6 protein-coding genes and 3 pseudogenes are annotated in these 7772 nt (G+C 67.0%); 7 read left to right on the forward strand and 2 right to left on the reverse strand.

Features of this window, described 5'->3' with window-relative positions; genetic code table 11:
• The first annotated feature begins 71 nt into the window (after positions 1-71).
• The 5 genes and pseudogenes from QMC84_RS21935 to QMC84_RS21955 all read left to right on the forward strand — a co-directional run.
• Positions 72-977, forward strand: a complete 906-nt coding sequence (locus QMC84_RS21935; protein ID WP_300378714.1) for a branched-chain amino acid ABC transporter permease — start codon at positions 72-74, stop codon at positions 975-977.
• Complete coding sequence (locus QMC84_RS21940) at positions 967-1665, forward strand: ABC transporter ATP-binding protein (RefSeq protein WP_300378716.1); 699 nt, start codon at positions 967-969, stop codon at positions 1663-1665. The genes QMC84_RS21935 and QMC84_RS21940 overlap by 11 nt, the downstream gene beginning before the upstream one ends.
• Positions 1662-2414 carry an ABC transporter ATP-binding protein gene (locus tag QMC84_RS21945; RefSeq protein ID WP_300378718.1) on the forward strand — a complete coding sequence of 251 codons (753 nt, stop codon included), beginning with the start codon at positions 1662-1664 and terminating at the stop codon, positions 2412-2414. Before QMC84_RS21940 ends, QMC84_RS21945 begins: the two co-directional genes overlap by 4 nt.
• Positions 2415-2451: 37 nt before the next feature.
• A complete protein-coding gene (locus tag QMC84_RS21950; RefSeq protein ID WP_300378720.1) occupies positions 2452-3636 on the forward strand; it encodes an ABC transporter substrate-binding protein in 1185 nt (394 codons plus the stop codon).
• Positions 3637-3809: 173 nt separating this feature from the next.
• Positions 3810-4449: pseudogene (locus tag QMC84_RS21955) on the forward strand (leucine zipper domain-containing protein); the annotation flags it as partial.
• A gap of 85 nt (positions 4450-4534) precedes the next feature.
• Here the strand turns inward: QMC84_RS21955 and QMC84_RS22465 are convergent.
• Positions 4535-4732 (reverse strand): annotated as a pseudogene (locus QMC84_RS22465) (AAA family ATPase); the annotation flags it as partial.
• Positions 4729-6054, reverse strand: a pseudogene (gene istA / locus QMC84_RS21960) (IS21 family transposase). The pseudogenes QMC84_RS22465 and istA (QMC84_RS21960), both read right to left, overlap by 4 nt.
• Positions 6055-6161: 107 nt before the next feature.
• On the opposite strand from istA (QMC84_RS21960), the gene istA (QMC84_RS21965) reads away from it, so the two are divergent.
• Entirely contained in the window at positions 6162-7373 is a 1212-nt protein-coding gene (gene istA / locus QMC84_RS21965; protein ID WP_300378722.1) for an IS21 family transposase, read from the forward strand.
• Positions 7373-7747 (forward strand): ATP-binding protein, encoded by a 375-nt coding sequence (locus tag QMC84_RS21970; protein WP_300378724.1) that lies wholly within the window; start codon positions 7373-7375, stop codon positions 7745-7747. The genes istA (QMC84_RS21965) and QMC84_RS21970 overlap by 1 nt, the downstream gene beginning before the upstream one ends.
• Positions 7748-7772: the final 25 nt, after the last annotated feature.

Below are 7772 nucleotides of genomic sequence, written 5' to 3' on the forward strand. Positions count from 1 at the left end.
GACAAGGCAGGCCGCGGACGCGGTGGTCAACTCCGGTTGTCGTCATCATTCTGGCTGCTCTCGGATTTCTGGTGCCGCTGCTTGGGATCGATGAGTACAACATCAAGCTCTTAACCGATGCGGTCATCACAAGCCTGGGGGCGCTGGCTGTGGGCTTTCTGCTGCGCCAGACCGGTCTGCTCAGCCTCGGGCATGCCTTGTTCTTCGGGTCCGCCGGATACCTAGTCGGCATCTCGGTGCGCTCGTGGGCTCTGCCCCTGCTGCTCGCGATCGGCTTGGCGCTTCTTGCGGCCGTGGTCCTCGGCCTGGTGGTGGGCGCGCTGTCCGTGCGCTTGTCCGGGATCGGTTTCGCGATGCTGACCTTGGTCTTCGGACAGGCCGCCCTCGTCTGGATGACCTCCACGCGGTTGCGCGAGCACGCGGGCGGGCAGGACGGGGTACGCCTTCCGTACTCGACGGAGCTGTTGGGGGTGTCCCTGAGTGAACTGCAGGATCCCCGGATCATGTGGCCGGTTGCCTGGTTGACCCTCCTGCTCGCCCTGGCAGGAATCATACTCATCCGGCGCAGCCGATTCGGGCTCATCCTCGAGGCCATGCGGGAGAACGCGGACCGTGCGCCCTATATCGGGCTCAGCGTCAACACGCCGCGCATCCTAGCCTTCGCGTTCACGGCCCTCCTCGCCGGCGCGGCCGGGATCCTGCACGTCCTGCACCGCGGTTTCATCGCTCCTGAGGCCTTGCACTGGAGCACGTCGGGCGAGTTCCTTATCCAGTCCCTCATCGGAGGGATCGGGACGACTCTCGGACCAGCCGTCGGCGCCGTTGTCCTGGTCGCCCTCGAAGAGGTCGTAACCGGATTCAGCGAGCGCTGGCCGACAGTCCTCGGCCTGCTTCTGATCGCGGTCTTGGTGTTCTTCCCTGGTGGCATCTCAGAGGGCGCCACCCGCGCTTGGAGGTGGATCAGGCGTGCTGCTTGAAGTGCATGATGTGCGCAAGAGGTACGGCGGCTTCAACGCCCTGACCGGCGTCGAGTTGGCCGTGCCGCAGTCCCGTGTCCACGGCCTCATCGGGCCAAACGGTGCCGGCAAGACGACGTTGGTCGACATCATCACCGGTCGCACACCGCCCTCCTCGGGCAAGGTCTACCTCCACGGACGGGCCATCACCAACTGGAGTGGGCTCCGGAGGACGCGGGCTGGGATCGGCAGATCGTTCCAGCGCATCTCGATCTTTCCAGAGCTCTCGGTCGCCCAGCAGGTCCTTCTGTCGGCCCGCAGCGAGAGGCGAGCCAAGGAGCTCCTTGAGCTGTTCCAGCTCACCGATGTCGCCGGGTCCCCTGCCTCGCAGCTGCCCTACGGCCTCCAGCGCCGGGTAGACGTGGCTATGGCCGCGGGTGTGGCCAAGCGGCTGCTTGTGCTGGACGAGCCGGCGGCGGGCCTGTCCGCTGATGAGTCGGCCGAGCTGGCGACGTTGCTCAGGGGCCTGGTCGACGAGTTCAAGCTCAGTATGCTGCTCATCGAGCACGACATGGACATGGTCTTCGCGCTCTGCGATGAGATCACTGTCCTCCACCTCGGTGGCGTCGTTGCCTGCGGGGACGTCCCGTCGATCCGTAAGGACGCGGTCGTGCGCTCTGTCTACCTCGGGGCGGAGGCGGCGTCATGACTGCTGTGCTGCAGATGACAGAGGTGAAGGCGGCCTACAGGAACACGGTCGTGCTCCATGGCGTCACGTTCGCTGCGGAGGCCGGGACTTGTCTGGCGCTCGTGGGCAGGAACGGGGCCGGCAAGACCAGCGCTCTGCGAGCGGCGTTCGGGCTGATGACGATGGGCGGCGGGCGCGTGGCGCTACGAGGCACGGACGTCACTGGGTGGCCGACGCACAAGATCGCGCGCGCTGGGATGGCACTTGTGCCGCAGGGGCGCGGCATCGTCCCGGGGTTGACGACTATGGAGAACCTCGACCTGGCTGTGAACGCGGGCAGGAGCGGGCGCTGGGACCGGCGATCTGTGCTCGAACTGTTTCCGCGGCTGAAGGAGCGCGCGTCCGTGCCGGCGACCGCACTCAGCGGCGGAGAGCAGCAGCTTCTGGCCATCGCGCGCGCCCTCGTTCTCAACCCCGAGTGCGTCTTGCTGGACGAGCCGACAGAGGGGCTCGCGCCGCTCGCTGTCGACGCCCTGCGCGAGCCGATTCGGCGGATGCGGGACGACGGTGTCGCCGTCGTCCTCGCCGAGCAGAATCTGACCTTTGCCCGTTCGCTCGCCGACCGTTTCTCAGTGATCGAGAAGGGCGCCGTCGTCGCAGACTTGGCCGGGGACGACGCGGACGTCGCGACGCTCGAGAAGTTCATGTCCCTCGATCCCACCGAGGCGAGCGAGCCGCTACCACCGACGCGTTCCGCTGAACGCCCATGACTACACAGTCCCCCTAGAGGCTTAAGGAGCCCCTGTCATGAAGAAAGCCATAGTTGTTATCATCGTAGCCGTAGCCGTGGCAGGCCTAGTCGGCTGCGGCTCCGACAACGCAAGCCCCCCAGGCGAAGCATCGCCGCTGCGTATCGGCGTCATCACCAGCCCGACTGGCGCCTATGCGCCTATCGGCCAGGAAATCGTTGAACTGGCGGAATGGGTCGAGAAGAAGATCAATGAGGACGGCGGTGTCGATGGCCGTCCCGTTGAGTTGTTCGTCGAGGATGACCAGCTCAATCCGGAGGTGGGCACAAGAGCGGCTGAGCGGCTCATCGGCAAGGAGGACGTCAGTGTGCTCATTGGCACGCTCTCGTCGGCGGTCTCGCTCGCGGTGTCGGCCGTCGCTGTGCAGAACGAGGTGGTGCTGATGAACACGATCAGCAGCAGCCCCTCGCTGACCGGCGCGGACTGCAACCCGTTCAGCTTTCGCGTGAATAAGAACGACGACATGTCTGGCGCCGTCATTGAGGCCTGGATGGCGGATGAGCCCAGCCGCAGTTGGGTGACTGTTGGTTACGACTATGAGTGGGGACACACGGCCACCGACGAGTTCGCCGAACTCGCGAAGGCGCATGGTGACGAGGTCAAGGCCCAGTTGTTCACGCCCTTGACGACCAGTGACTTCGCCTCGGTCATCTCCCCCATCGTGGAAGAGCAGCCGGACGCGGTCTGGACCGCGATGGCGGGACCGGGCTTCACGCAGTTCGTTAAGCAGCTCCGGCAGTTCGGCTACATGGGCGAGATCGGCGGCGGAGCGAACATGACCGAGTCGAACGTGGCCGCCCTCGGCCAGGAGGGGAACGGGGTCTTCGGCGTCCTGGGCTACAACTTCGCAATCGACACCGAGCAGAACAAGGAGTTCGTCGACGCCTGGAACCAGGACCACCCGCAGCCTCCGTCAAACTTCCAGGGTGACACATACGCTGGCTTCCAGGCGGTGTTCGCCGCGGTCCGCGAGGCCGGATCCGTCGAGGGTGTCGAGTTGCAGGAGGCGTTGAGCGGCCTGACGTTCGATTCTGTATTCGGGGAGACCAGTTTCCGGCCGGAGGACAACCAGGCAGAGACGCCCGGGTACTTCGGAGTCGTCGAGGACGGCAAGGTGAAGGTCACTGTTTCGGTCGATGCAGAGAAGACCGGTGGGGAGCCGCAGGACAGCTGTACGTTGTAGCAGACCACGCGGGCTTCCCCGGCTGCCGTGACAATCCGCGGGCAACCTGCGTGCTGGGCTCTAGGTGTACTGACCACGGACGTTAGGTACGGCGTGCCTGCTGGACGATGACGAAGACCTCCGGGTGAGGTGTGGAGCTACCACACACCCACATCTCACAACCGGAGGTCTTCGTGTCCCACGCTAACGCCTGCCTGACCCCGATCGGGCGGCTGCGCCTGGCCCAGCTGATCGTCGACCAGGGCTGGCCACTACCCCGTGCGGCGGAACGGTGGAACTGCTCGGTCACCACCGCTCGACGCTGGGCCCAGCGGTACCGCGAGCAGGGTCGCGACGGGCTGGCCGACCGGTCCTCGCGTCCACGCAGGGCGCCGGGTCAGACCCCGGTCCGAGTCGAACGCCGGGTGGTTGGACTGCGGGTCTCCGCGCCGCTGGGGGCCAGCCCGGATCGCCTACCGGCTCGGGATGCCGGTTTCCACCGTTCACAAGATCCTGACCCGCTACGGCTGCCCGCCCCTGACCTGGACCGACCCCGCCACCGGCACCCGGATCCGTGGCCCCCAGATGAGCCGCAGGGCCACCAACGCCTACCTCCACGACGCACCGGGCGACCTGATCCACGTCGACATCAAGAAGCTCGGCAAGATCGCCGGCGGCGGCGGCTGGCGCTTCCATGGCCGCGGCTCGACCCAAGACCGACGCGCCGGCGTGGCACGCGACAGGGCCGCACGCGCCGGCGCTGCGGGCTCAGGCGGGTACGCCTACATCCACCACGCCGTCGATGACCACTCCCGTCTGGCCTACTCCGAGATCCGATCAGGTCCCGCACTGTGGTGGGGATGTGGTCGAAGGTGAAGTCCTCGATCGTCTTGATCGCGGGGAAGTGCGCGGCAGCGATCCGCATCCGGGTCCCGTTCGCGGTCCGCGAGGCGACCTGACGACCCAGGACGGCGGCGAGGTACTCCTCGTGCGACCAGCCCTCGGTGCGGGCCTGGTCGCCGAGGACCGCGAAGGTCTCGTTGATCACCGGGGTCTTGAGCTCACGTGCCAAGAACGCGACCTCACTGATGAGGTCCTTGCCCATTGCCGTGGTCATCGGACGATCTCCAGCGGGGCGCGCGCCGCCACAGCGGCCGCGTCGGTGACTGTCGGGGTGAGGGCGAAGAGGTCGTCGTAGTCGCTCAGCGCCCGCACAGCCACGGCGGCACCGACGCCAGTCGCCTGCTGCATAGTGGCGCCACGCATCGCAGTAGGGCGGGCCTTGAACGCGGTCCGCAGCCCGGCCGCAGTGGCCACGTGGGCGGGGTCGGTGATCGTCTGGTGGCTTGACCAGCACCGCTGGTGGATCCCGACCAGGGCTTCGGCACAGGTGATCCTGACGGTGTCCAGGCTGGCGTGGACATCGACGAACCGGCCGATCACGCTCGGGTCGACCGAGTAGTCGTTCCCGGAGATGCGGACGTAGTAGTCGCGGCCCAGCCGGACCCGGACGGTGGTCCCGATCGACGGTGTCATCGGCGGTAGGGCACCCATCGCCGCGACATCAGCGGCGACCCGGTGCCCGGGCTGCTCACCGGTGCGGCGCAGCAACCGTGCATTCGCCCGCGGCAACCAGGCCTCGAGCTGGGTGTTGTAGTCGCCTGGTGAGTCGAACTCGCGCCCGGGCATGAAGGAGGTCTCCAGGAACCCGTTGGCCCGTTCCACGATCCCCTTCGCTTCGGGGTCACGTGCCGCGGTCTGATAGATCCGGGTTCCCAGCGTGCCCGCGAACGACCGAGCACCCAGGGTCAGACGGTGGTGCTGACCGATGCCGGACTCGTTGTCCCAGACCAGCATCTTCGGGACCCCGCCAAGCCCGGAGAGCAGCTGCCACATCCCCGCGATCAGGTCACCGGTCTTCCTGGTCGGCAACAACGCCGCCATGATGAACCCCGAGAAAGCCGCGACCATCGTCAAGACCGGCAGGTCCACAGCCGGGCGGCCACCGACCCACCCGGGTGTCTTGGACGCAGGGTCGACATCGACGGGGATGACCTTGCCGGGGAACCACAGGTCGCACTGCACGATCTCTCCCGCGACGTAGACCGTACGGTCCGCGGGATCAGCAGGGGCGTACAACGGGCGCAGCTGCGCGACCTTGGCCCGCAGCACCGACGATGAATGCGTCCAGCCGATCCGTTCCGCGATCACCGTGGCCGGCATCGAGGGGAACTCCGCCAGCAGACCCCGGATCCGCGGCTCGTAGCCATCGGCCACCGAGCCCACCGGGTCACGCTCGTACTTCGGTGGCGCGTCCGAGGCCAACGCGGCACGGACCGTGTTCCTGGCCAACCCCGTCTTCCGAACGATCGCCTAGATGCTCATCTGTTCCGACTTGTGCAGCCGTCGGATCTCAGCCCAGTCCTCAGTCATGATCACTCCCTCACAGTGCCGAGGGGGTCAGGATTCGATCGGCACCAGGTGTCGGCGGCGCTCGAAAACTGAACAGTTTCGGCGGTGAAAAGTGAGCACTCAACGATTGGAGTGTGATCACTTTGGAGGACTGGGCGCTGATCAGGAGGTTGGCTGCGGAAGGGGTGCCGAAGTCGCGTATCGCTGAGCGGCTGGGTATCTCGCGGACCACGGTCATCAAGGCGGTGAACTCGGATGCGCCGCCGCGCTATGTACGGACGCCGGGGCCGACCTCGTTCACGCAGTTCGAGCCGCACGTGCGGGCGCTGCTGGAGCAGACGCCGGACATGCCGGCCACGGTGCTGGCCGAGCGGGTGGGCTGGACTGGCTCGATCCGATGGTTCAGCGACAACGTGCGTCGGCTGCGTCCCGAGCACCGCCCCGTTGACCCCGCGGGTCGGATCACCTGGACCGCTGGTGACGCGGCACAGTGCGATCTGTGGTTCCCACCCAGGAAGATCACGCTCGAGGACGGCACCACGAAGCTGTTGCCGGTGCTGGTGATCACCGCAGCGCACTCGCGGTTCATGACCGCCCGGATGATCCCGACGAGGAAGACCGAGGACCTGCTCCTGGGCTCGTGGGAGCTGATCCAGCAACTCGGTCGGGTCCCGCGTCGGCTGATCTGGGACAACGAGCCCGGCATCGGTCGTGGCCCACGTCGCGCCGAGGGAGTGGCTGCGTTCATGGGCACCTTGGCGACCAAGCTGGTGTTGTTGCCACCGCGGGACCCGGAGTCCAAGGGCGTGGTGGAGCGTCGCAACGGCTGGTTCGAGACCTCCTTCATGCCCGGTCGGACGTTCAGCTCACCGGCCGACTTCAACACCCAGTTCACCGACTGGCTGGGCAAGGCGAACGCCAGGGTGGTCCGCACGATCAAGGCCACGCCGACCGAGCTGATCGATGCCGATCGGGCCGCGATGTTGCCGCTGCCACCGATCCCGTTGCACCTGGGGTGGCGCAACAAGATCCGGCCGGGCCGCGACTACTACGTCCGCCTCGACACCTGCGACTACTCCGTCGACCCGCAGGTCATCGGCCGGATGGTCGACGTCGCTGCTGACCTCGAGCGTGTTCGGGTCCGGCTGGAGGGTCGCGTGATCGCCGAGCACCGGCGTGTGTGGGCGCGAGGGATGACGATCACCGACCCGGCACACGTCGAGACAGCCGCCCGGCTACGCAAGCAGTTCCAACAACCCCGCACAGGTGTCGTGGCTGGCGACGACCTGGTCCGGGACCTGGCCGACTACGACCGTGCGTTCGGTCTGGGCGAAGGGATCAGCTGATGGCCACGACACCGAGCAAGGCGAAGGCCGCGAGCACCGAGGCCGTCAAGCAGATCACCTACCTGGCCGGTGCGCTCAAAGCCCCTCGGATCACCGAGGCCGCCGCCCAGCTGGCCGACCAGGCCCGCGACGCCGGCTGGACCCACGAGGACTACCTCGCTGCCGTCCTGGAACGCGAAGTCAGCGCCCGCAACGCCTCAGGTGCACAGCTACGGATCCGCGCCGCCGGGTTCGGTGGTGTGAAGACGCTGGAGGACTTCGACTTCGACGCCCAACCGGGCGTCCGCCCACAGGTCGGCGCGCTGGCATCGGGCGGGTTCCTGACCGAGGGCCGCAACGTCGTGCTGCTCGGGCCGGGCGTTATCCGGGGGTGAACCTCCCGGCGGCACTATTCGTGCA

Origin of the sequence: Nocardioides sp., assembly GCF_030019515.1 — a bacterium.
In the GTDB taxonomy this organism is placed as follows: Bacteria; Actinomycetota; Actinomycetes; order Propionibacteriales; family Nocardioidaceae; genus Nocardioides.

Coding starts and splice junctions, on each gene's coding strand:
- QMC84_RS21970 (WP_300378724.1), top strand. CDS start 7,373: ATGGCCACGACACCGAGCAAGGCGAAGGCCGCGAGCACCGAGGCCGTC.
- QMC84_RS21945 (WP_300378718.1), top strand. CDS start 1,662: ATGACTGCTGTGCTGCAGATGACAGAGGTGAAGGCGGCCTACAGGAAC.
- QMC84_RS21950 (WP_300378720.1), top strand. CDS start 2,452: ATGAAGAAAGCCATAGTTGTTATCATCGTAGCCGTAGCCGTGGCAGGC.